The 24,536-nt window shown below is 46.2% G+C and carries 20 protein-coding genes and 4 pseudogenes; 12 read left to right on the top strand and 12 right to left on the bottom strand.

Going from position 1 to position 24,536, the window contains the following annotated elements; genetic code table 11:
• Positions 1-5 precede the first annotated feature (5 nt).
• Entirely contained in the window at positions 6-539 is a 534-nt protein-coding gene (locus ACMGG5_RS00675) for a HEPN domain-containing protein (protein WP_262802329.1), read from the top strand.
• Positions 540-597: 58 nt separating this feature from the next.
• On the opposite strand, the pseudogene ACMGG5_RS00670 reads toward ACMGG5_RS00675, so the two are convergent.
• The 4 genes and pseudogenes from ACMGG5_RS00670 to ACMGG5_RS00655 form a co-directional block, all read right to left on the bottom strand.
• Positions 598-1,658: pseudogene (locus tag ACMGG5_RS00670) on the bottom strand (integrase arm-type DNA-binding domain-containing protein).
• 674 nt (positions 1,659-2,332) lie between these two features.
• Positions 2,333-3,241: a kdo(2)-lipid IV(A) palmitoleoyltransferase gene (lpxP, locus tag ACMGG5_RS00665; RefSeq protein ID WP_232959888.1), complete on the bottom strand. Its 909-nt coding sequence runs from the start codon at positions 3,239-3,241 to the stop codon at positions 2,333-2,335.
• A 201-nt stretch (positions 3,242-3,442) separates the two neighbouring features.
• Positions 3,443-3,715, bottom strand: coding sequence for a hypothetical protein (locus tag ACMGG5_RS00660; RefSeq protein ID WP_232959887.1), 273 nt, complete (start codon positions 3,713-3,715; stop codon positions 3,443-3,445).
• A 79-nt stretch (positions 3,716-3,794) separates the two neighbouring features.
• Entirely contained in the window at positions 3,795-3,971 is a 177-nt protein-coding gene (locus ACMGG5_RS00655; RefSeq protein ID WP_217499297.1) for a YnfU family zinc-binding protein, read from the bottom strand.
• A gap of 153 nt (positions 3,972-4,124) precedes the next feature.
• Here ACMGG5_RS00655 and ACMGG5_RS00650 point away from each other — a divergent pair, with 153 nt between their 5' ends.
• The gene (locus ACMGG5_RS00650; RefSeq protein ID WP_232959942.1) at positions 4,125-4,358 is read left to right on the top strand and encodes a hypothetical protein; all 234 of its coding nucleotides are present in this window, start codon (positions 4,125-4,127) and stop codon (positions 4,356-4,358) included.
• A 19-nt stretch (positions 4,359-4,377) separates the two neighbouring features.
• On the opposite strand, the gene ACMGG5_RS00645 is transcribed toward ACMGG5_RS00650, so the two are convergent.
• The 3 genes from ACMGG5_RS00645 to cspF form a co-directional block, all read right to left on the bottom strand.
• Complete coding sequence (locus ACMGG5_RS00645) at positions 4,378-12,960, bottom strand: GH36-type glycosyl hydrolase domain-containing protein (RefSeq protein WP_420277328.1); 8,583 nt, start codon at positions 12,958-12,960, stop codon at positions 4,378-4,380.
• 155 nt (positions 12,961-13,115) lie between these two features.
• Positions 13,116-13,280: a YnfU family zinc-binding protein gene (locus ACMGG5_RS00640; RefSeq protein ID WP_213666953.1), complete on the bottom strand. Its 165-nt coding sequence runs from the start codon at positions 13,278-13,280 to the stop codon at positions 13,116-13,118.
• Between the two features lie 81 nt (positions 13,281-13,361).
• Entirely contained in the window at positions 13,362-13,574 is a 213-nt protein-coding gene (gene cspF, locus ACMGG5_RS00635; protein ID WP_001446195.1) for a cold shock-like protein CspF, read from the bottom strand.
• 266 nt (positions 13,575-13,840) lie between these two features.
• Between cspF and ACMGG5_RS00630 the strand changes: the two genes are divergently transcribed.
• The 3 genes from ACMGG5_RS00630 to ACMGG5_RS00620 all read left to right on the top strand — a co-directional run bounded on the left by ACMGG5_RS00630 (position 13,841) and on the right by ACMGG5_RS00620 (position 15,512).
• Positions 13,841-14,059, top strand: a complete 219-nt coding sequence (locus ACMGG5_RS00630) for a cold shock domain-containing protein (RefSeq protein WP_232959884.1) — start codon at positions 13,841-13,843, stop codon at positions 14,057-14,059.
• Positions 14,060-14,327: 268 nt separating this feature from the next.
• Positions 14,328-14,555, top strand: coding sequence for a hypothetical protein (locus ACMGG5_RS00625; RefSeq protein WP_232959883.1), 228 nt, complete (start codon positions 14,328-14,330; stop codon positions 14,553-14,555).
• Positions 14,556-15,107: 552 nt separating this feature from the next.
• Positions 15,108-15,512 (top strand): H-NS family nucleoid-associated regulatory protein, encoded by a 405-nt coding sequence (locus ACMGG5_RS00620; protein ID WP_043017490.1) that lies wholly within the window; start codon positions 15,108-15,110, stop codon positions 15,510-15,512.
• A gap of 132 nt (positions 15,513-15,644) precedes the next feature.
• Here the strand turns inward: ACMGG5_RS00620 and ACMGG5_RS00615 are convergent, their stop codons facing one another.
• The gene (locus ACMGG5_RS00615) at positions 15,645-16,247 is read right to left on the bottom strand and encodes a site-specific integrase (protein WP_232959881.1); all 603 of its coding nucleotides are present in this window, start codon (positions 16,245-16,247) and stop codon (positions 15,645-15,647) included.
• Between the two features lie 160 nt (positions 16,248-16,407).
• On the opposite strand from ACMGG5_RS00615, the gene ACMGG5_RS00610 reads away from it, so the two are divergent.
• Positions 16,408-16,818 carry an ASCH domain-containing protein gene (locus ACMGG5_RS00610; RefSeq protein WP_048991878.1) on the top strand — a complete coding sequence of 137 codons (411 nt, stop codon included), beginning with the start codon at positions 16,408-16,410 and terminating at the stop codon, positions 16,816-16,818.
• 203 nt (positions 16,819-17,021) lie between these two features.
• The gene (locus ACMGG5_RS00605; RefSeq protein WP_075201568.1) at positions 17,022-17,921 is read left to right on the top strand and encodes a hypothetical protein; all 900 of its coding nucleotides are present in this window, start codon (positions 17,022-17,024) and stop codon (positions 17,919-17,921) included.
• A 70-nt stretch (positions 17,922-17,991) separates the two neighbouring features.
• Here ACMGG5_RS00605 and ACMGG5_RS00600 read toward each other — a convergent pair whose 3' ends face one another.
• Positions 17,992-18,594, bottom strand: a complete 603-nt coding sequence (locus ACMGG5_RS00600) for a site-specific integrase (protein ID WP_023320086.1) — start codon at positions 18,592-18,594, stop codon at positions 17,992-17,994.
• Between the two features lie 140 nt (positions 18,595-18,734).
• Positions 18,735-19,307, bottom strand: a complete 573-nt coding sequence (locus tag ACMGG5_RS00595) for a flavin reductase family protein (protein WP_048980365.1) — start codon at positions 19,305-19,307, stop codon at positions 18,735-18,737.
• Positions 19,308-19,436: 129 nt separating this feature from the next.
• Here ACMGG5_RS00595 and ACMGG5_RS00590 point away from each other — a divergent pair, with 129 nt between their 5' ends.
• On the top strand, positions 19,437-20,333 hold the full coding sequence (locus ACMGG5_RS00590; protein WP_047174611.1) for a LysR family transcriptional regulator: 897 nt from the start codon (positions 19,437-19,439) through the stop codon (positions 20,331-20,333).
• Positions 20,334-20,989: 656 nt separating this feature from the next.
• Here ACMGG5_RS00590 and ACMGG5_RS00585 read toward each other — a convergent pair.
• Positions 20,990-21,982 (bottom strand): ankyrin repeat domain-containing protein, encoded by a 993-nt coding sequence (locus ACMGG5_RS00585; protein ID WP_420277327.1) that lies wholly within the window; start codon positions 21,980-21,982, stop codon positions 20,990-20,992.
• A 174-nt stretch (positions 21,983-22,156) separates the two neighbouring features.
• On the opposite strand from ACMGG5_RS00585, the pseudogene ACMGG5_RS00580 reads away from it, so the two are divergent.
• Positions 22,157-22,304 (top strand): annotated as a pseudogene (locus ACMGG5_RS00580) (ATP-binding protein); the annotation flags it as partial.
• A 66-nt stretch (positions 22,305-22,370) separates the two neighbouring features.
• Here ACMGG5_RS00580 and ACMGG5_RS00575 read toward each other — a convergent pair.
• Positions 22,371-22,499: pseudogene (locus tag ACMGG5_RS00575) on the bottom strand (IS3 family transposase); the annotation flags it as partial.
• Between the two features lie 240 nt (positions 22,500-22,739).
• Between ACMGG5_RS00575 and ACMGG5_RS00570 the strand changes: the two are divergent.
• From ACMGG5_RS00570 to ACMGG5_RS00560, 3 genes and pseudogenes are all read left to right on the top strand, one after another.
• Positions 22,740-23,622, top strand: a pseudogene (locus ACMGG5_RS00570) (DUF6387 family protein).
• Between the two features lie 122 nt (positions 23,623-23,744).
• Positions 23,745-23,951 carry a helix-turn-helix transcriptional regulator gene (locus ACMGG5_RS00565; RefSeq protein ID WP_001064738.1) on the top strand — a complete coding sequence of 69 codons (207 nt, stop codon included), beginning with the start codon at positions 23,745-23,747 and terminating at the stop codon, positions 23,949-23,951.
• 204 nt (positions 23,952-24,155) lie between these two features.
• Positions 24,156-24,431: a hypothetical protein gene (locus tag ACMGG5_RS00560; RefSeq protein WP_001065761.1), complete on the top strand. Its 276-nt coding sequence runs from the start codon at positions 24,156-24,158 to the stop codon at positions 24,429-24,431.
• Positions 24,432-24,536: the final 105 nt, after the last annotated feature.

Here is a 24,536-nt window from a genome sequence, read left to right as displayed (position 1 = left end):
GCTCAATGTCAACGAACATAGTAGAAAGACTACATGCAGAGTTTGGCGAGCTAACCCGTATATTAAGTGAGACAGGGGAGATTTCGCTGCTAAACGTAGCTGAGGATAATTTCAGAAAGTCATTATTATTGGCTGCTGCTAGTTATTTCGAAAAAAGAATGACCGAAAATGTGTTGCAGTTCGCGTATGAAATAGCTGGTGAAAATCATATACTTGCTGCACTTATACAGCAAAAGGCAATCAATAGACAATATCATACATGGTTTAACTGGGAGCAAACGTCCGCCAACTCCTTTTTTTCATTGTTTGGTGGCTCTTTTTCTACTATAGCCAAAGAAGAGGTTCGTAGAAACTCAACGTTGGAAGTGTCAATACGTGCTTTTTTATCATTAGGCTCAGAAAGAAATAGACTTGTTCATCAGGATTATGGGAATTTTACCTTAGAGAAAACTACTGAGGAAATATTTTCGCTTTTCAATAGTTCATTGTTTTTTGTTAATTGGATTCCGCAATTTTTGCGTGATAATTGTAGATGTTGAACATTAAAAGCAAGGCCGTTTAATATCCGGCCTTGCTTTTAACTGTGTATTCATTCCACTAGTTTATTAGGTCTATTCTCAGGAGTGTATAGTTTGAGCCATTATAAGCTATGCGCGCTTCGTTTTTATCAGTTGTGCTAATGCTTACTCAATGACGTTCGCATTCATTCCAGCTTCATTCATTGCCGTATTAGCTATTGAATGTAAGCAGTAGGGAACCAACTTTCTGCCAAAACCAATACGTTTTAAAGCAGCATTAATTTTTGCTATTCATTGGTTGTTTAGGATCATTCCCACTGAAACAACATGTTCACGATGCGCACTAATTGGCTTCATTGCTTCTAGAATCTCTATCGATCCCCCCCTTCAAGCCTCAGAAAGGCGCACAAGAGTCAAGAATTGCCACTTGATTAGTCAGCGAGTCGGGACAGACAGATTTGACATGACTAAAGAACACATCAGCCTCGGTAACTCTTCTGGCCGAAGCATCGGCATGTGTTTTTGGGCTTTTCAAATACCCTACCAAAACCTGATGCAGGGTTAGCATCAGTCAGACCAGTGTTTACGGCATATATTATTATCTCATTAATACGCTTTACCAGGCGATGTACAGACTCAAGCACCCCACGAACTTTTATTGGCTCGAGCGCTTCAACCAATGTTAGGGATTTAATTCGCTGAATGGGGATCTCACTAACTGCAGGGAATACATCTTTCTGCTGTGAGCGCCAAATATCTTTTGCTTTTGAGCAGGAACAAATTGGCTGCAACAGTCGAAAAAATCCTTTCCAGAGCGATTTACTGCTGTTCAGCTGCAACTTCTGTCTGAACTTGCGGGTCGATTCGATTGGCTAATAAGGCAAGGTAATCCGCTCTCAACCCTCGGGCATCAGCAAGCGAAAGGGCGGGGAAGGCGCCGAGTCCCATCATTGTTCGCTGCTTTGTTGCCAGGCGTTGATAACGGAAACGCCAGAGTTTTTTCCCGATAGTTTTCACTATCAGGAAAAGCCCATCGCCATCATGCAGCGTTAGAGCCTTCTCAAACGCTTTAGCGCGTAGAAATTCGGTTTTGGCCAGGGAGCGTGTTGTCCCTGCAACTGTGGCCGCTCCTTCATGAATTGGTATACGCGTTTAGGTATACATCCTACCGTATACCTAAACGTATACTAATAATCACCGCATTTAGCCGGATGCCCTCGGACAACAGCAGACACAAAAAAGCCCGCAGGGCTTGCGCCGTGCGGGCTTTCAGGACTTCATCAGTCGACTCTGGTGATCGCCAATGGAGAATTTTGGTGGGCTGGCGTCCCTGTGCTTTTAATTATAGTGTATTGATATTTAATATTTTTGTTTAAATTAGTTTCGTTATGGGTTCCAAAAAGGAACCATAAAGTAGAACCACAGAACCTCGCATGGTTCCAACATGCCTAGCGACTTCAAAATAACACGCTCTATGGCAAACTAAATGTAAGTGTGGCTGGATATTTAGCGTCTGATTACTGAGAGGGTCAATAAAAACTGCTCTATCTCAAATACTGTAGTGGCCCATAAACTTGTCCGCTTGAGTCGATGGTGTACCTCGTCCGTTCAGGCCCGGAGTGGCCAATTAGCAGAGTATTCATGTCTGCTATGAGCGAAAAACGGACCTTCAAATCCGAACCGGTTCAATTGATTAACCTTGGCTGTCAGTCAAGCCATCGTTAACATGAATCCGATCGAAAATTCCTTATCGCATTTTTACAAATACGCAGTGGCAAGAAAGATAGATTCTGGCTCATGGCAAGTAGAGTTGTTCATTTGTATAAAGAGACTTCGCCTTCAGGACGCGTTTTGAACCTGCGATGCATCCACAGGTATTGCTCAGGGGCACGGAGAATTTCACGCTCGATGATCTTGTTCATATAAGCCGCTGCGGCGACCTTATCTTCCCCTGGATAACCTGCCAACGGATTGCTGATATACATGTGATAACCTTTTTTATCGCTACGTCTAATCATGCTAAGTGTGATCAAGTGTGCACCAGCGAGTTTTGACAGAGCATACGTTCCGTTCGTCGTGGCTGCTTTTTTTACCGAGAAAAAAGGTGCAAAAACGCTTCCCTTAGACCCATAATCCTGGTCTGGTGCAAACCAAACGGCTTCACCTGCTTTTAGCGCATGAACAAAACCTGATAAATTACGTCGATTAATCATAGCCTTATTTGAACGCATACGCCCTTTTGTCTGTACCCATTCCATTAATGGATCATTGTGTGGGCGATACGTTGCCATCATAGGATGGCATAACCCCATTACTCTTCCACACAACTCAAGGGACATAAAATGAATCCCGACAACCATTACTCCTCTTGTCGCACCGGTCAGGTTTTCAAGCCCTTCGACATCAAACCATTTTTTGACTCTCGCATCGCTCCAGAACCAGGCCATTCCTGTTTCCATCAGTCCCAGCCCGAGAGAAACAAAGTTTTTATTGACCATCTGGCTCCGGGCAAACGGTGTCATCTCGGGAAAGCACAGTTCGATATTTCTAATCGCAATTCCTTCCCGGCGTTTCAGAAAGGGTCTGGATATTTTTCCAAGGCCAGAGCCCAGAGTATGTAAAACCGGGTAAGGAAGTTGAACGAGAAGCCACAGCAGACCCAAACCAGACCAGGTAAGCCAGTGGCGAGGACGAAGTAAATTATGAGTAAAAGTCTGTGCCATAAATTTCCTTAATGCTAATGAAGGTTATAACGCAAAAGGAAAACAATGAGGCAATTCGTCTTTAGCGATACATTTTGTTTTAGATAATTTAAATTCATCTAAATTCAGAAAAAAAAGTTTTGCAATGACTGGTGAATAATTTAAAGAGCCAGGGGTGAATTGTAAGCCAGCAAATTTATTCTGCTATAAACCCATGGTTTATCATTGATACTCAAGGAATTGTCTTCTTGATTCAGCATCATCAAGGTACTCAAAAGAAAGAAGCCGAATTTTGGTAAGTTTATAAAACCACTCACAATCGTTTCGTTGAATAATTTCGTCTGGTTTGAAACATATCCCGGATGCCACCCGAATAATCGCATATTTACCATTACTAAAACTGACCCGGTGAATACAGAAAGGTTGGCTAGGCTGTCCGTGACAGCTGTTCGACATGATATGCCCTTCAATAAAAACAGATTTTTTAGATTTCATTATCATACCCTCGACAACAGCAGTACAGGAGGAATGTTATCATTTTCCGACATCACTGACGTTAAGTGACAGAAGCTGATCAGCCGCCGATACACCAGCATTCTGAAGGTCTGAACAACAGTCCGCAGGCAGGGCACTCAAGAACCGCATCTTTTCTTAGTTTACCTGCTTTCTGCCCGGCTCTGTGTGCACATACCGGGCAGGCAACATGAACCGGTCTTTCTTTAAAATATCTGAGCCCATTTGTATAAGACATAAATAATTCTCTGAGGAATAGAGTAATTATTATACGCTTTAATATAAAAATAACTGGCATAAGTTATGTTAAGTTGTGTCTGAACCAGGATATCAGATATTGAAAATTGAACGTCTTATTTATGATACACTACCCTTCCGTGAGAAATTTAAGATGAAATCAGAAGACACCCTTGACTGGTATCCGGCACAACTACCGCCTGTGAAAATTATTCTTGGCGAAGCCGTGCTGGCTGTGGGTAAACAGGGCCGGCCGATTAATACCCGCACCTTGCTGGAATACCTTCAGGTCATGCAGAACAAACAAAAAAGGCGGGATGACAAAATCGCCATGCAGACTGCGATTGATGTTCTCAGGGATAATCAGCGCATTAACGGCAGACGTTAATGCACCTCCGGGATCAGTGTCAGTTCTGAATGATCTCAACCGTATGATTTTGTCCATCATCCTTCAGCGGTATTCTGTCATCAGGGAGGAGAACACCATCCAGCGTCACGCAATATTCTGCATCGCCGCGTGAAACACTAATCTGATAATGGCTTTCACCATATTGATATGCCATAGAAAAAGACGACCACTCATCCGGTAACCTGGCATGAACACTAAAGTCAGTGCCGGAACGTTTTATCCCCAGTAATTCCTCGGTAAGTAAACGCCAGGCCCAGCCTGCGGAACCGGTATACCAGCTCCACCCTGCACGTCCGGTATGGGGAGCGACGCTGTAGACATCAGCACTCATGACATAAGGCTCAGCTTTATAAATCCCGACAGAGTCCGCATTCAGGGTATGATTTACAGGGCTGAGCATTGACCAGAGTTGCCAGGCTCGTCCGGCATTCCCCATTCGGGCAAAGGCCATCACTGCCCAGATGGCGCCATGCGTATACTGCCCTCCGTTTTCCCGCACGCCTGGCAGGTACCCCTGTATGTAGCCCGGATTTGGACCGTGTCCGTCGAAAGGAGGCGTTAACAGTTTGATCAGCCCTCCTTCGTTATCCACAAGGTGCTTATCCAGCGCCTGCATGGCCTTTTCGCACCGTCCCGGGCTCGCAGCGCCGGACAATACAGACCAGCTCTGCGCAATCGCATCAATCCGGCAGTCCTGTGAGGTTTTCGATCCCAGGGGAGTACCATCGTCAAAATACCCGCGCCGGTACCATTCCCCATCCCAGGCGTGGGCTTCGAGATTACTTTGCAGGCGCAGAGCCTGTGAACGGCACATCACGGCGACGCTTTCATCCAGCCTGCGCTCCGCCAGCGCTGCAAACCGCTGCAAAATGCCGTACAGGAAGAAGCCCAGCCAGACGCTTTCACCTTTGCCTTCGATACCCACCCGGTTCATCCCGTCATTCCAGTCACCAACCCCCATCAGCGGCAGGCCATGCTCCCCAAAGCGAAGTCCATAGTGAATAGCTTTGACGCAGTGTAACCAGAGTGTCTCTTCGGTGCCGCTGATGACCGGCGTGTCATAGACAGACTCTTCACCAGGCTGAAGCGAGCGTCCCTCCAGATAAGGAATGCGTATTTCCAGTGCATCCATATCCCCCGTCGTTTCAACATAGTGGCAAACAGCAAGCGGCAGCCAAAGATAGTCATCGGAACAGCGTGTACGCACACCGTTGCCGTGTGGCGGGTGCCACCAGTGCTGCACATCCCCCTCGATAAACTGCCGTGATGCACAGAGTATTATCTGTTCACGCATCCGGTCCGGAGCAGCGTGGCTCAGAGCCAGCGTATCCTGCAGCTGATCGCGAAAACCAAATGCACCGCCAGACTGATAGTAGCCACTCCGGGCCATAAGACGGCAGGCGACCGTCTGATACAACAGCCAGCCATTAACCAGTAAATTTACGGACGTGTCGGGGGTGTTAACTACGATTTTATCGAGAACATTGTGCCAGTGATTATGAATCCGGTTCAGCTCCTGGCGGACCGTATCCTCGTTCATGTAGCGGGCCAGCGTCTCCTGAGCACAAACATCATTCTCCTCTGCGCCGAGGATAAAAATAAACGTCCTCTGGTCCCCGTCAATTAATGTAACCGCCGATTGTACCGCTCCGCAGGGATCCAGACCGGCCCCCGTCTTACCAGAAAGCTTTTGCAGTTTCATGGCCGAAGGGGCGTGAAGGGAACCATTACGGCCAATAAACTCCCGGCGGTCCCCTGTCAGAGAACAGTCATTACCGCTGACGGCAAAAAATGCAGTTCGGCCGCCACCATTATCACCATAAAAGTTATTCGCAAGCACCCCGCAGCCGCCGGGCGTTCTGGCCACATGTGTCACAATGTGAGGGGCTGAGCGCGTTCGTGTTTCTCCGAGCGTCCACTCTACATAGCCTGTGACGGAAAGTTGACGTGTCCGTCCCGAAGAGTTACTGAGCGTCAGGAGCACCAGTTTAACCGGATCTTCTTCAGCAACCAGGACCGTCAGCTCGCTGTCTATACCACTCTCACGATGGGCAAAAACGCTGTAGCCAAAACCATGGCGGGTCAGGTAATCACCGTGTCCGCGAACAGGTAAAGCCGTCGGCGACCAGCACTCCCCGCTCTCTTCATCGCGCAGGTAAAATGCCTCGCCGCTGCGATCGCTCACCGGATCGTTCTCCCACGGCGTCAACCGGTATTCATGGGCATTCTCATACCAGGTATAGGCCTGCCCTGCCTCTGAGATCACACTGCCAAAACGAGAATTTGCCAGTATGTTCGACCAGGGAGCCGGTGTAAGCGCATTTTCCCGAAGGACGATCTGATACTCCCGCCCATCCTGAGAAAATCCACCGTACCCATTGAAATGGCATAACTGACTGGTATCAGGGCTCCAGTCCGTATGTTGATTACGCTCGCGCACAGCACGCGGAATGAATGCCCTTGCCGGCGATTTCAGGGTATGAATACGCTGGTTAAGCTGCTCATTAATACCCCCTGCGCGGTCATCAAGATAAAGACAGGCCACGCTCATCAAAAGCAACTTATCCTCAGCGGAGAGATGCTCACCGTTCCGGACAAAAAGCCCGCCCTTTTTATCCAGCAGACTGGCTTCAGACCCGGCATAAATTAACTCCATAATCTGATTTTGTAATCCCTGCTGGTAGCCGCCGGGGCTGTCATTCAGGATAACCAAATCAACATCCAGCCCTTTCTGTCTCCAGTAACGGTGTGCCTGAATCAGTGTGGTCACTGAGGTGATACTTTCCTCGCTGGTTATACTCAGCAGCACTATCGGCAGATCCCCTGAAATTGCCCAGCCCCACAGTCCGGACTGGCCACGCCGGTTGCGGCCGATCGCCTGGCCTTCGGCGCGCAGCTCCTGAACAGGGTAAAGCACAGCGCTGGCGAGACTATTGAACAACGTGGCATCATCTTCACTGGCGTTCATCTGGCGCAATACCACCAGGCTGTGAGACCAGGCCAGTTCAAAGACGCGATCGGCGATAGGGTAATCGCGATATTTCTCCAGCAACGCCATGCTCTGCTGACGGGTCTCGCTGATGCCATAAATGATATCAATCGTAACCGGCTGCCCCGGCTGCAGAATAATGGCGTTGCGAATTGCCAGTATCGGATCCAGCACCGAGCCCGACGTGTTGCCTAGCATCCCTCCCGTCTCTATTGCCTGTGCATTCGCAGGGTTTCTGCCACGTCCAATAAACCTTGCCCTGTCCGTTTCAAACGACACGTTATGTCGGTTATCGCCGTGCACCACCATCATGTGAAACAGGCAAGGGCCCGGTTCATCCGGTGAGCGCGGGCGCCGGTGGCAAAGAATAGCGTCACGCTCAGGAGCCAGCTCAGTCTGAATAAACAAATTGCTGAATGCCGGGTGTGCCAGATCGCTGGCATCAGGTGCCAGTACCACTTCAGCATAGGTTGTCAGCTCCAGAGAGCGAGGCTTACGACCACGATGAATCAGTGTGAGCCGTCGCAATTCAACATCATCCTCCGGAGAGATCACCACCTGAGTTTTGACGCTGAGTCCCCCTAAGCTGCGTCTGAATTCTGCCCCCGTATCGGTGAACAACACTTCCTCGTCTTGTCCGCTGGTGTAGCCTGTCGGTTGCCAGGTATTGCTCCACACATCTCCCGTCTGGGTATCGCGGATGTAGCAGAATGCTCCCCAGTTATCACGGGTGGTATCACTGCGCCAGCGCGTTAGTGCAATATCATTCCAGCGACTGTAACCGCCGCCGCCCGCGGTCAACATCAGATGATAATGGCCGTTGGACAGGAGTTGAATATCCGGGGCGGGGGTATCCACGCTATAGAAAATACGGGGTTCATAGCGAACGGGTTTGACCATGCCCTCATGAGATTCAAAATGACGGCGCGGACTGTACAGATCGACCGCATCCGGCACGCGCTCCTGTAACAGCAGACTCGCTGACCGGAATACCGTACTGGACATAAAGCGTTCAGTCATGGGGGCATCAAGCAGTACATGAGCCAGCGCCTGAAATGCCATACCCTGGTGATGCGCCATCCAGGACTGTACCACCGCATAGAGCTGACCGGTTGCAAGACGTGAGGGGGTATAGTCCAGCGCTTCATAAAAACCGTATTCTCCGCATGCACCATTTTTTTGCAGCCTGAACAGGTTCTCACAGGCTTTCTGCGGGGAAACCATCAGCGCCAGCAGCGTGGCGTAAGGAGCGACAACCATGTCATCGGCAAGTCCCCTGCGTAGACCGAGCCCCGGTACGCCAAATGCCTGATACTGATAATTATGCTGAACATCAAAAGCATGATAGCCAGACTCTGAAACACCCCATGGTACCCCGCGTTCTTTCCCCCAGTGAATCTGGCGCATAACCGCCGACTGACTCATTTCATCGAGCAGGCTGCCGGGCCAGGTGGGCATCACCAGATTCGGCATCAGATATTCAAACATGGATCCGCTCCATGACATCAGGGCAGTTTCATTATCAATCGTGGTAAACAATCGACCCAGCGCGTACCAGCTTTTAAGAGGCAGCTGATTAGTCGCAATGGCAAGAAAACTGGTCAGGCGGATTTCAGACGGCAGGAGATCGTAGTGGCTCTTGTCAGGCATATTGGTGTCACAGTTATAACCGACGCTGAGCAGACTGGTTGCTTCACTGTACAGAAAGGCGAAATCCATCCGGGCATGCTCATCCAGCCGCTGTTCCAGCTCGGTGATAATATTGAGTCGCATTCGGGCCTGCTCCGCCACTGATGCCGGAGGCGTTCCTGTACCGGTTAATGTCGGACGGGCAAGCTCGCTCAGCGTCGGCAGCGTCTGTTCATTCCAGGATGCAGGTAACCAGCCAAGCAACAGAGACCACTCATGGCAAAGCTGAACCAGTTGATGCTCCAGATGTCCAGCCCAGCGCATCTGAAGAGGAGATCCCTGATGACATGCGCTGGTCAGATGGTTGCACTGGGTGCGCATGCTTTTCAGTTCGCTGAAAAACGCTTGCGGAGTGAGCGACATCGCATTCAGGCAATGCTTGCGCAGCAGTCTCAGGCTGTCAGGTGGGTTCTTACCCCACTGTTTTTCCAGAATATCCAGCGTATCGTTCAGTCCTGCCAGTATCTGTTGGCTGTTTAAAACAGGCTGAAGACGCATGGCGGACAGGCCTGCACGCAGGGTCAACAAATGCCCGGCCATGTTGCCGCTGTCGACGCTTGAGATATAGCGTGGACTGAGGGGGACCAGTGTACGGGTGTCATACCAGTTGTAGAGATGGCCCCGGTAGTGCTCCATTTTATCCAGCGTGTCGAGCGTGAGCGACACGCGCCGGAGCACCTCTCCGCCGGGCAGGTAGCCAAAGTCCCATGCCGTCAGGTTAGCCATAAGGGAAAGACCAATATTGGTAGGAGAAGTTCGGTGTGCCACCGTCGGTTGTGGTATTTCCTGATAATTATCAGGCGGAAGCCAGTTCTCTTTTGCTGTGGCAAATGTTTCAAAAAAAGCCCAGATTTCACGGCTTGTCTGGCGTAACAGCTGTTTTTGTTCCTGATTAGGCGAAAAAACCTTACGCACGGGCTGGCGACTCAGCCAGCTCATCAGCAGCGGTGCCACACACCATACCAAACCGATCGGTAACGCAATCCCCAGCAGCTGTGGGGCAAATTGTCCGGTCAGTATTGTCAGCGCCACGCCACCGGCAACGTTCAGCCACATCGCCTGATAAAAACGTGCAACAGCGGGTCTGGCCCGATCGCTGTCCTGACTGTGGCTGACCCACTGGCTGAGATGACGCCTGCTGATCCCCAGTCGCCATAGCGTCACGGCGATCGCTTTCAGCGAATATCCGGCTTCGTGCGGCAGTATCGCAAAATTAAGGCTGATACCTGACAGACGCTTTAGCGCGCCCGCCCCCACCAGTAACAGATGCGGCTTCACGCGGCGACGCAGAGGTTTATGCAGAAGGTCGTGGCTAATGCAGAGGATGGCTGGCAACAGCCATATCAGCAACAGTATGCCCAGCCAGTAAACCGGATTGGGTACCCAAAGCAGAGTGAAGAACAGCAATACCAGTAAGGAGGGGGCGACCAGACTGCGACGTAGATTATCGAGTAATTTCCAGTAAGAAAGTGCGGTCAGCGGATTCCTGACCCGGGTTCCATCGGCTTTTCTGACGCGTGGTTTTAGCCAGTTAAGCAGTTGCCAGTCACCCCGGATCCAGCGTGAACGTCGTGCAACATCCGACAGATAATTATTAGGGTACTGTTCATACATTAATACCTCGCTCAGCAGACCCGAACGTGCATAGCATCCTTCAAGCAGATCGTGGCTGAGTACCAGATTTTCCGGGCAGATGTTGGTAGTGGCCTGCATAAAAATATCAACATCGTAAATCCCTTTGCCTACAAACGAGCCTTCCCCAAAGAGATCCTGATAAATATCCGAAGACATCATCGAATAAGGGTTATTGCCAGGTAAGCTGCTGCGCAGGGCTGCGTAACGCCCCTGACCGTTGCGTGGTATCTCCTCCGCAAGACCGGGCTGTAAAATACCGAATCCTTTGACAACCCTCTGGCGTACCGGATCATACTCAGGCGTATTCAGCGGATGCGCCATCGTCGCGACGAGTTTATGTGCCGTATCGCGCGGGAGTACCGTATCGCTGTCCAGGGTAATGACGTATTTTATGTGACCCGGTAAAAGGTGGGCAGGCATGTCTGCAACGCTGACGAATTGTGTTCCGGGATGACGCAACCAGCTGTTCAGTAACGCCAGTTTTCCCCGCTTGCGTTCATAGCCCATCCACGCACCTTCCGAGGGGTTCCATTCAGGCTGACGATGTAACAGATAAAAACGTGGTCGGCTGGAGGGGTAGCGGCGATTAAGCGCCTGCGTATCGGCGATAGCCTGTCTGAGCAGCGCGTGACTTTCCGACGAGGGTTCATTTTCAGAATCAGCGAAGTCTGTGAGCAGCGCGAACCTGAGATTTTCGTTTTGATTCCCCAACCAGCAAACTTCAAGACTGGTGAGGAGCTGGCTGAAACTTTCGTGGCTGGTCAACATGCAGGGAATGACTAACATGGTGGCATTGTCAGCGGGAATACCGGCTGAAAAATCCATCCCCGGCAAGGGGCGAGGAACGCGAAAACGGGTGGTTGCATCACTGAGTAAATCGCTCATTAACTGAGTTAAAGCGATAATCAGAGGCAATATCATCGCGATCAATAGCCAGTCTGCGCCCTGCATGGCGGTTTCGTGCAATATTGCAGCGGTCGCTGCGGTTGTCAGCAACGCCAGGCTTCCAAGCCATGACAGCAGGGTTATTCTGTTGAAACTGTGCCGCAAGCGTATGAGCCTTGAGGCGTCTGCCAGGAGATGAATATCCAGCGCCTGTCGACCTTCGCCCGCAAGATAATAACCAACATGATGTTCCGGTGTATCGGGCGCTTTTTCCTCTGAAAGCGCCAGCACCTTCTCAGCAACCTCAGGCTCGCTGAGACCGCTGTCTCTGGCCAGAACCTCAACTACGTGCCGGTAATGATCCCGGGTATTGAAGTGCATCCGGGGATAAATGCCGGCAGGATCATTGCGTAATGCCTGTTCGACGACGCTTATCGTTTCGGCGAAATCAGCCCAGTCCGTTTCACTCAATAATCGCAGGCCCGCGATGCTGTTACTGACGGACAGCTGGCTGGCGGCAAGCTGCTGATTGAAACTATGTATGAGAACGTCAGTGGTGATCCCCTGTTCCCGAAGGCACTGATCAACCCAGGTCAGAGGTAACGACAGCGCGTTGCCATGCCCCTGCAGGCGCCGCACCAGCTCTGCGACAAACGCACTGGTTAACGGAGGTCGGGAGCGCGCCATATCGGCAACCACCATGATTAAATCACCGGGCGCACTCTCTGCGCATTCGACAATCCTTGTTATCCACGTATCGGCAAGGTTTCTGTCCTGCTGCGCTTTTATCACTTCCATACTGATACGACGAAGATTTTCAATCAGCGCCAGGCGCAGCATTCCCGGTAACGCCCAGACTTCACCCAGCGTCAGCGGTGTCACCTGTTGATAGGCAGTGAGATAGCTGGTCAGGCTGGCGGCATCCCAGCGGCCATCGCCGTGAGCAATGGCCTCTGATGCAATATGATAAATTCGTGGGCAATTCAGCGGCGATACCAGCGACGGAAGACCTTTGCCAAAGCTTTTCGGCAGATGCTGGCGGACAGTGCGGATTTGTTCCTCAATCAGATAATAATTGTCCAGCAGCCATTCACCGGCGGGCATGATACTGGTCTTTTTACCCGCGTTAAGCTCATAGCAGTTTTGGGTAATGACGGCCTCATTGTCGCCAAGCCGTTTCAGAAGATAATAAGGATGCTTATCCGGTGATACTTTATGAGTCCGCGCCAGCTTCTGGCCGTAGCGTTCCATCTGGACGGTCGAAAAGAGTTCTGACCGCGGCGAGCTTTCACCGGCAGGATCGTTCGCCGAAAACGTTATGTTTTCGGCAGCATTCATCAGAATACGGGAGCGGTTAAACCACGCTCTTGGGTTCATTTTCATAGCATTGCTCTGATGCGACGTTAGCGCGCAGGAGCAGTTGCGAAATCAGTTCAGAAACGTTCTCTCAGGATGGGCGTCAGGCATCAGGGATTTAACAGCTGCCGGAATCTAACATAAGTATAGGACATGAGCTCTGTTATGCGTTTTTTGTCGAGCTAGCGTCGGGAGATAAACAGAGCCTTACATCCGGGGCAAAGCATGGTCTGGTTGAGCCGGATTTTTGACAACGGTTGTGCTGATTTTAAGCCACAAACAGGACAGGCAGCAGCGGCAGTAGACGCACTGCTGAAAAGTTTCATTGCATAATTGATAACAGACATAACCATTAACCTTTCAATGAATGAGATTCACTGTACCACATGTGGTTAAGTTTTAATCTATTTATTTTGACACACTGAAAATCAGGAAAGATAAATGTTCGCAGCCACAGGCCCCCTGAGACCGTTTATCCGGCAAAACTCTATGCGGCTTCCAGGGATGAGTAATTCTGATTCGCGGGAGTTAACGGCTGAAATGTGAAGCAGAACGTCTTTTCGTCCATCAGATGGGATGATGAGGCCTTTACCACTAAGAATATCAAAGCTTTTGACAATTCCTGTCATTTTATGGGACAAGTCAATTCCTTATTGAAAACAAGTAAAGACTATACATTGAAAATGGTATTCAGCCACTTTTATTTTCCCTACAGGACCTCTGGACGGCTAAAAGATAATTTGCTTATATCGATTCCCTGTGCCTTAATGAATTCCATCAGTTCGATGTACTAATGAAAGTTAGAAATTTTCCGGGCAGTTCTCATTACCAGGCGCTATCGTTGATATCCCCTCTTTTTGAGTCCATACGTTTACTATCAATACAATGATGTATAACAGGAGTCAGTATGACCTCTAGAATTACAGGCCTGGTAAAATGGTTTAACGAAGACAAAGGTTTTGGCTTTATCTCTCCTCTTGATGGCAGCAAAGATATCGTTGTCCATTTTTCTGCGCTTAATGGCGACAACTTTAAAACTTTATTTGAAGGACAGAAAGTTGAATTCGCCATTCACCGCGGAGGCAAGGGTCCTGCTGCTGCAAACGTAACACTTTGCGATAAATAAATCATTGTGGGTCTGCGATAACGATGAAGGATTATTCCTGAGTAGATAGATCCATAACTTAAATCAGATGAAAGTCGTTTATTCTTAATCTCTGATCAGCATATTTTTCAAAATTATGAGTATGCTAACCGATGTGATGAAGTGCAGTACTACTGCATAAAAAGTTTAAAAGCACAAGCTAACCACATGTTAAATAAGAAGTGCGTAATGGCTTTGACCTTAATGGCATCTGCCAGTTAATATCCACGAGAGAACAGGGTAATAGAATATGATTAAAGTCCTTGTTTTCTTTAATGCTGAATCCTGTAAAGTCATGACCGTTCTGGAAGGTATATCCTCAATCAGGCAGGAATATCCTAACGGTGAAGAAACACTTCTTCGGATTATGTCTGCAGGTTTTCCTTCCTTAACTGGCGATCATGGTATTGTTTACGTGGCTACTGACAGGGAGTTAACGTCACAGGAGATACTTGATGCAGCCAGGAAATATTTATAGCATTTTTGTCATGCTCTATGCTCCACGTTTAATTGCATGCTTACCCTATTTATCAGAATCGAACAAAAAATGAGTTAAAAACATTTATGGCCTGCTAACAGCAGGCTTTTTTTACATTACACTTTTTTAGAAACACCTCTATAAAGAGAGAGTAATTCGCTACCCTCTGACAAAATGCAGGTGTCTCTCCCCTGCGTGCCATCCTGCCATTTGTGAAAAACCTTGCTAAGTGGTGGCGCTTTCTCTCCTCATTTTAAATCTCATCAGGTGTAACTGAAGCAATAAGTTATGAGGGTATAAAAAGGCTCTCCGGATGACTCCTGGCATTATAGTTTTAAGTATCTTCAAAAATGCATGGACATTTCGTAGGAGTTAGAATTTAGTTCTTGCACATTCTTCTTAGTTTTGTCTTGCGATAAGAGATTTATATCAGTAGTCTAAACCTCGTTAATAACAATATGTACCAATCGGATTAAAATGCTCATTAAGAAAAATCGGGTTGATGAGCAACCGTCGACATTGGTATTTGCTGAAATTTTAAGAGGTCTCTTTATGTCAGATGCTCTCACACAGTTGAACAATATCCGTACCTTGCGTTCCCAGACTCGTGAAATGTCCTTAGATGTGCTGGAAGATGTTCTGGAAAAGTTTAAACTTATTCTTATAGAACGACGAGAAGAAGAGACATTACGTCTTGCAAATGAAAGTCAGCGCCGCGATAAACTGGAATCACTTCGTCAGATGATGCTTGATGAGGGTATCGACCCATCCGAACTTATGGCTGCTATTGGCTCTCCGGGTAAGGCTAAAAGAACGCGCTCCCCCCGCCCCGCGAAGTATCGATATACTGACGAAACTGGAGAGTCAAAAACATGGTCAGGTCAGGGGCGAATGCCGAAGCGGATCTCAAATCTGATTGCTGAAGGTGGGGAATTAAAAGATTTTGAAATCAGCTAAAAAGAGCCATCAGGAGCTTTCATCCCGAGTCAATCAGGACAATATATAATGTATGTTCTTCGTGAATCCATACTGCATAAGCTTAACAACGTCCGTTATTGGCACAGGGCTGCTGTTGCAGCCCTGACAACCTTAGACTTCAATCGATTCAGAGATCTCTAACGCGTCATCGACTTCAATGCCCAGATAACGGACTGTGCTTTCCAGTTTCTTATGACCCAACAGAAGTTGGATCACCCGAAGATTCTTGGTTTTCTTGTAGATCAGGTAAGGTTTTGTTCTTCTCAAGGAATGTGTGCTGTAAAGCGAATCTTCGAGACCAAGCTTTTCTACCCACCCATGAAAGATTCGGTTGTATTGTCGGGTTGAAATGTGCTGGTTAGTTCCGACCCGAGACCGAAACAAGAAGTCTTTACTGTGCAAATTGCTAAGCTTCATCAATGCAGCAACAGCTTCTCTTGTCCCTTTGGTTATCTCGAATTGCACAGGGCTACCGGTTTTCTGTTGCAACACCGTTGCTCTGCTTAAAACCGCACTACCATTTGCCACATCCGATACTTTGAGTTTGACCAGATCACAGCCTCGAAGCTTACTGTCCAGGGCCATATTGAACAGAGCTAAATCGCGCGTTTTACCTTCCAGTTCAAGCCGGATTCGGATCCCCCAGATATGGGATATCTGAAGTGGTCTTTTTTGGCCGATGATACGGTCTTTGTTCCACGGTGATGTGTTCATACTCAAATCTCCTGCAATGTGGGAGATTTGAGTATGGTTGTCCCTTATGAGCGAAAAACGGACCACACTATCTAAAGAAAGATATCGCTGATAATGTTGGGACCGCTCATGTTAAAAAGGTATGCCATTTCTTTTCATTGACGATAACGAAGGGATTTTCATGGTTGAGGTTGAGGAAATAAAAAAGAAGTATCCCGGCGCAGATGCCTGGCAAATGGGTGACAGTCCGGAGCTGGCTAACGAGCTTGCTGACCTGATCAAAAAAGGGATCAAAACGGCCTCTTGCGGATCTTTTGCCTCTTACCAGCAGGAAAAATCTGCCCCGAGGATAGGGAGTTATAACATTATTCTTGATGGCCAGAATGTTCCAGTTTGCGTGATCAGACTGGTTTCGATGCAGCTGGTTCGTTTTTGTGATGTCACTGAAGCATTCGCCCGCAAAGAAGGTGAAGGCGATTTAAGCCTTGAATACTGGAAGAGAGAGCATCAGAGATTTTTCAGCTCCGAAGGTCATTTTTCTGAAGATATGGAGTTGATCGCAGAAGAATTTGAAGTGGTGGAGGTGCTGTGAGACAAGGTCTACGGGCTGACGTTTTATCAATCGCCACTGATAACACTGTTCGCTTCTGGCGCGGAGCGGACAAGCTATCGAGCTAAAGGTCCGCATTGAGCAAGGAGCGGACGTGCCAGCTATAATTGGTAATAAAATGAGAGTAGAGCTATTCTGATTTGTTTATAAAGAACATTTTTACATCCAAGGGCGAAATATTTTTTATGCTATCTTACATGCTATCTCAATATGCCAGGCTACCGGTGTCTGAATTTACCCTACGTTCATGGCTAAAACAATGGTTGTCAGAGCAGGAATCGAGGTGTACAGACAGAAGTTTCTCGGCGCGATTTCCCTGGAGAGAAACTGGATTATGTCAGGAATATTTTTTACAACGAAAACTCAAAATTGATGGAAAGCAATTTCTTACTGGCCCCCGTTATCAGGGCGGAAATATTAACAAACCTTTTATTGATATTGTAGGTATGGATTCTGACCTAAATCATACTGCATTAGAACTCATTAGTAAGGAATGGTCACAACTCAGAGCTCAGTATGTTCGCATTCTTGTACCCGGCCAGTCCTTCCCGCAGGGTATTCCCGACCAGTATATATACGCCACCTCTTTTTCTGAACCCCCGGAATTCAATGATAAATCTCTTACTTTGCAAGTGGCGACATACGAAGATTTTGACTGGTGTTGTCAGGCTCTGGGCGATGCCTATAAGCATACATGGCAGACAGTTCGCGAACTGTCTGCAAACAATTTGGTAGCAGTTGATGACGAAGAGTTGTGTGACCATATTTCTGAGAGAGAAGTATATATTATCTATGAAAACGACGTTCGCGCCGGGTTGCTAATATGCCAGAAAGGAAACATCGCTTTTCTGCGAGGATATCGTATTACTGACAAAGTAATACTTCCTGCTTTTCGTGGTCGATCATTGTCAGCCCGAGCGCAACGCCTGCTGTACCGATTATTAACTCATTCCGATTCTGAACTATCTTTGTATATGGGCACAATTATTCCGGAGAACATCCCCTCGATGAAAACTGCAGAAAGAGCGGGACGAACTTGCATCCTAAGTTATCAATTTCTACCCATCTGCAGAACCCACGACTAACAGCAATGCTAATTTATCTTCAGCCTACTTCCGCTTTTGGCACAGGGCTGCTGTTGCAGCCCTGACAACCTTAGACTTCAATCGATTCAGAGATCTCTAACGCATCATCGACTTCGATGCCTAGATAACGGACAGTGCTTTCCAGTTTCTTATGGCCCAACAGAAGTTGGATCACCCGAAGATTCTTGGTTTTCTTGTATATCAGGTAAGGTTTTGTTCTTCTCATGGAATGTGTGCTGTAAAGCGAAGCTTCGAGACCAAGCTTTTCTACCCACCCATGAAAAATTCGGCTGTATTGTCGGGTTGATATGTGCCGGTTAGTTCCGATCCGAGACCGAAACAAGAAGTCTTTACTGTGCAAATTGCCAAGCTTTATCAATGCAGCAACAGCTTCTCTTGTCCCTTTGGTTATCTCAAATTGCACAGGGCTACCGGTTTTCTGTTGCAGCACCGTTGCTCTGCTTGAAACCGAGCTACCATATGCAACATCAGATACTTTGAGGTTCACCAGATCGCAGCCTCGTAGCTTACTGTCTAAGGCCATATTGAACAGAGCTAAATCACGCGTTTTACCTTCCAGTTCAAGCCGGATTCGGATCCCCCAGATATGAGATATCTGAAGTGGTCTTTTTTGGCCTATGATACGGTCTTTATTCCACGGTGACGTGTTCATACTCAAATCTCCTGCAATGTGGGAGATTTGAGTATGGTTGTCTCTTATGAGCGAAGAGCAGACATCTTTAGTGGGTTGATTTTGGTGTTCTTACCTCTATGTAGCCATTTTCTATGGCTACATTTATACAGAAGTAAGGATTAGTCTTTTCCCGGACCATAATTAAATTTTGTACCTTTGCCAATGGCGTAAAACTGTCCGCCAGCTACGTAATGGACAGTACGTAGTTCATCAGGCGCATCATCAAAAATCCAGTGCCCATTCCTGAAAACGCGGTCATCACTCCATGCTCCGACAATTTCCCCCATGAACAAGTTGTGCTGCTTTTCATTTTCTTCATTGGGTATAACCTTACAGACTAGCCAGCCAGCGCAACCTACAACTAAAGGCAGATCAAACTCTTTCTGATAAAAAAGTGGGATTTTATTGTTTTTTTCGGGTATGTCAGAATAACTGTGACCGCCTGCATATAAAACCATTTCCATCTGATTTACTACTGGGACCTGGACAACGTAATATCCACTTTTTTCGACAAGGCCGCGTGTAAATGCCTGTGGACCTATAAAAGCCATCACTTTGTTATTGCCTACTAATCCCACCCAGGCAGCTGCCATGACATTTTCAATACCATTATTTTTAGCCGATATCATCGTCGTTGGCCCGACCTGCAATAAACGATAGGCTTTGTTTAATTCTACTGGTTGTATTGCCATAAATTACTCTTCAAAGTTCTGATAAAAGGATACGATAGATTACTTGTTTGATGGTTTGATTATACGACTGGAATAATTGCAAATTAATTGCTAATATCAAAAAACATTATTGCAACTTTCACAACAATCATGAACAAACTTGATGCTCTGAAGTTTTTTATCATCGCCGCTGAGACCCTCAACTTCCGCGAAGCCTCTATAAAGCTTTCGGTTTCACCATCGGTTGTAACACGAACAATCGCTGAGCTGGAGAAACAGCTTGATGAACCCCTTTTCAGACGCAATACTCGCTCGATCTTTCTCACAAGCTTCGGTGAGCTTTTTTTACCTCAAGCCAGGCGACTGCTAGAGGATTCGGAAAAACTATTTCAGACGGCGAAAGATGATAATGAAATGAAGGGCATTGTCCGTATCACGTCGCTTCGATTTCCAAAGCATGAACAAGTATTATATGAACTATTGACTGCGCTACGCCCATATCCTGAATTATTTATCGACTGGCGTTTAGACATGATGAAACTTGATACTGTCGAGCATCGTATCGATATAGGTATACGCGTCGGGCGAGAACCTAATCCAAACTTTATCATTAAAAATATCACGCAGGTGGAACATATTTTGGTAGCATCCCCAGAACTCGTTGCGCGCCTGGGAGCTCCAACGGATTTAGAAGATCTTCGGCAACGTTATCCATTCAGTGGTTTACTTAATCCTGAAACGGGAAAAATCTTTGAATTTATGAGTGACGCAGTGAATACCTTTGTCCCTCGTCATATTGAATTTTATACTACGGACCCATACGCAGAAATTCAGGCCGCTTTGGCTGGCAAAACGGTTGTACAGTCCAGCGATTTTATCTGTAGAGAGTACTTAGCAAATGGTCAACTCATAAAACCCCTGCCAGAACTGCGACAGGAGAAATGGCAATTTTATTTATATCGGCCTTATCAGACGATTACTCCAAAAAGGGTCACAGTAATTTTTTCACTATTAGAAAAAATCTTACGCAAACATTTCGTATCATAACTAACATACCGCGCAACGTCCGCTGCTGGCACTAAGCAGAAGTTCCCGAACAACGTAAGCTGGCATATGCCCTCGTTCCTCCGTGGGGACTATCGATCTATTTGCCGGTTGTGTTTAAGCAATATCGCCAGCGGCGTGAGTTCTCAGTGCATTCAATCAAGCTCACAAATCACACAGTCTTTACTTTTTTTAGATTCCCTAATGGTTTCGCGTCATAGCCTCAGCCAGATAAACCTGAGCTGCTTTAGGGGTATATGCCTTTCCGAGCATAAAGGATACTGTTTCTATGAAAACTGATCGCGAGAGCACGATTAGGAGATCAGAACCTGATTTGACATTGATACTGGCTATCAGCGATGGGCAGTTCTCGAATACATCTGACAATCATTTACCTCATTAAGTTTTATTTCCAGAAGTGCCGTGATCCAGCACGAGTGCTGATAATCAATATCACTTGGGTAATGATTGACAAGTTCACTAAACAACGAGCAGATATTTTAAAATTGCCTGCAGCTTCCACATCACCAGGCAGAGGCGTCAGACCCTTAGCACCATACGATTCATAGAGTAATTCCCAATATAGTTGATGCTGAATTTCTTTGTTCATGTTGAGGCAGTATATTGAAACAATGAGAATGAATCACACATATAAGCTCTCACAATCTTCCGCCGTTTTTGACTGTTGCAGATATACTTTTAGCAGGTTTTAAATGCCTGGAGATTTCTTTCTGTTCTCGACGGATTTTGTATGAATTAATTTCTTCATAATCCTTGTGTTTATTTATTTTTGATAAATCAACCAAGAGATTATTTCTTATCATCCACTTTACAATTCGCTTGTTGATATCTTTATAGAGAGGGCCGCCTTTATATTTATAGAAGTGAATATCATGAATTTCACTGATGAAATCAAGTATGGATAAGATTTCTTTATAATCACCAATGTAACTGTTAATGGTGAAATGGTCTTTATTAAGTTCTATTTTGAATCCATGTTCAGAAAGGTAATACAAGAAAAAGGCTGAGTCGAGATCACAAAAATCTACATGCAGCGTTCTTCTGTCAAATTTATCAATATGCGAGAGAATGATATCATGTAATTCATAATCATATACATTTTCAATAAATCCTTTCCCTGAATGATCAATTTGATTGACATTGCATCCAGCATGTATTGCTACGGATAAAACTTCCGGGGAAAGGGGCATGAAGAGAATATTCATTCCTTTTTTATCGATGTGATTTATATCACAACCAGCATTAATTAATTCTGTCAATCCTTCATCATTCCTGTAATGTTCAAAAATGCATGTGTAGCCATTAGTATCCGTATGCGAGGTGTCTAAACCCAGTTCAATCAGTTTCTTCAGTATTTCTGGATTTTTTTGATGAAAGAGCGCATTTTGCCCATGTCCGTTGATATGGTGTATATTAATTCCATAACTGAGCAGGCAATCCATGGCTTCCAGGGTTCTGCAGGCAAAAATGGCATTGTTGCCGTTACTGTTAACAGCATTAATGTCATAGCCTATTTTTAAAGCTTTCTTTATATCATCAGGTGATCTTGCATTGAAGAATGATTCAGAAATGGCAAGGTCTAATGCCTTTTCTAATAATCCCTTTTGTAATAAGGATATGACTAATTCCATAAACACCCCCATGAAAAAATGTTTAAGTCATTAGATATCAGAAATTCTGTGAAATGCAACAGCTGGGGAAAGGTGTTCATGATGTGCGGAATAAAAATTTCCACAAACCACCCGTGGATACATCAGAAACACCTGCAGTAAATTTACGCCTGTAACCTGCCGTCCGGACTATAGGACCAAACCTTCGCGGGAGATGCTACCATTACATCGGCAATGTTGAACCGGATTTTACATCACACACGTCGTACAAATAAAAGGAGAAGGCTATCGACTGAAGCAAAAACGGAAAGCCGGGGTTATCGCTGAAGCTAATCCTGAGTAAACAAGGTGGATCAACATTAGACCGTCGGTGGTGGCGGTATGCGGATCACTTTTTACCCGTTGTTGACCCCTGGCGCTCCCAAACCATTTCCAGTGCTCTGATGGTAAGTTTGTTGTCAGGTGAGAATTGAATTTCATTGCCCACCCCTCCGGTTTTTCTGGCGAAAAGGTCGAGAACAACGACAAGATACGCCCAGAGTAAAGTAAGAGGCAGGGCGTAGTCGGTCCATGTCCCTGCCTCTCCTTTCCTGACAGGACGTAGACCCTGGCAAGTTGCATCAAAAGATAACAAATTTCTCAGTTCAACTTCCTTCTGGCTAGGTTAACTTGCAAGCAGGAAGTGCTTTTCATCGATTAGTGAATACGGTAGTTTTTTCAAACTAACTGAACTCTATTCGTATGACTTAAATCTTTAAGAAGGCAGGAGATTTGAATTTTGAAAAACTGGTCACCAGAGCATACTAAAGAAATCAAAGCTTGGCTTGACATAGATAACTATCGCAAGCTCGAAGACATCAGTTTAAATGCCTTGTATCACGAACTTTGGGCAAGAGCACTTCTGTACAAGCCTGGGCCTACTGACGAAGAAAAGAAAGGGCTATGGGTGTACATGACTGAAATTTTCAGTGGGAACCCCCATCTTTTCAAAGGGAAGCATCTCGATTATCCAACAGTTAGGGAAGCATCTCGATTATCCAACAGTTAACGATACTCTCTACAGTCCTCCACACATTTTTATCACGGATATCACCAGGCTTGCTGAACTTAGTGTGATGGCTCTTAGTGTGAATCTTTTCACCTGGGAGGAAGGAAACGATGAATATTGTGTTAATGCGCCTCATCACGAAGCTTATGTGTCACAACTCTTGTCCCCCTTATGTGAGAAAACGGTGTTGCTTGAAATCGATCTTGGTAGTGGTACTGACGATGAAATAGCCGAATCGATAAAAGCGGCCCTGCCACAATGGAGATCGGTAAAAGGAGTGGAAGTTAATGAAACCGGTATCGTTCGTTTCGGCTATGGAACCATTAAAAAAATCATAAATTACAGGTTGGTTGCGATGCTGGACATCTTACTTTGGGCAAAAAGGAAAGAACTAAGAATCTCAGATGATCGCCTCTCCCGGCTTCTTTATACTGATGAAGATGAAGAAACAACTACCCGTTTAGGGTATCACATTAAAGACTCAGATCGTCCGCTTGCGATGAAAGCTGCAACGATAGACTTCATTAGGCAGTTCAATTTTTTCATGAACCGAAATCCCCACCTGAAAAACATGAGAGTTTCAGATGTGATGAAACTCTCTGATTCTAACTGATCTCGAATTCCCGAAGTCTACTACTGCAGGGCAGACCGTAACCCTGCAGTTAGGAAGCTCGCTCCTTTCTTTTCCCAACTGTTCGTATAGTGATCCCATCACAACGACAAAGGGAAAACAAAATGAACAATCAAAACACCCGCCTAATTCGCTTGCCAGAAGTTATGAACAGAACCGGCTATGGCAAGGCCTGGATTTATCGTCTAATCAACGAAGGTTTATTTCCACAACCAATAAAAATTGGTTCGCGTGCAATTGCATTTGTCGAAAGCGAAGTTGATGAATGGATCGCATCTGCAATTGAACGTTCACGTAAAAATGCAGCCTGATTACGGGGCTAATGATGAGTGTATTAAATTTGGTGTGTAAAAATAAATGGTGCTATTCAACAATGAGTCGAGGGCCGCCTGATATTTTATAAGTAGTATTAGGTTAGGCTTTGGTATTAAGAAGTAATAACAATAGTCATTGGTGGAAATTATGATGGCATTTTTACCGTGACATTATAAATTAATAAGTACAGGAGATTTAAAATGAATAATTCAATCAGAGTACCGGAAGATAAAGATTTTGTATGTGCATTTGTGACTTCACCGGATAGCTTGTATGAGGCTATTGAAACCTATCGTAATTATGTAGATCCAGTCGAAGAGATAGAGTTTGAGCATGTCCTTCTTTATTTGTTGTGTTCTATACTGGTCGAAGGTGCTACAGATGTTACCATTAATGATGAAGTACGAATGTGTATTGAGCACCTTGTCAATGAAAAAAATATTATCAGAAAGAATAACGCAGGTAAAAAGGTGTAAAGTCTGTAATAAATTATCATGGGTACAGACAGCACAAGTCTGTACCTTCTTATTTTAATCCTACTGGTAATGATATATAAAAATTATGTGCTTTTGATAGCGGTC

Origin of the sequence: Enterobacter sp. BNK-34, from assembly GCF_048684445.1 — a bacterium.
Taxonomy (GTDB): domain Bacteria; phylum Pseudomonadota; class Gammaproteobacteria; order Enterobacterales; family Enterobacteriaceae; genus Enterobacter; species Enterobacter pseudoroggenkampii.
The sequence above is the reverse complement of the archived record's forward strand: the minus strand, read 5'-3'. Positions and strand labels throughout refer to the sequence as shown.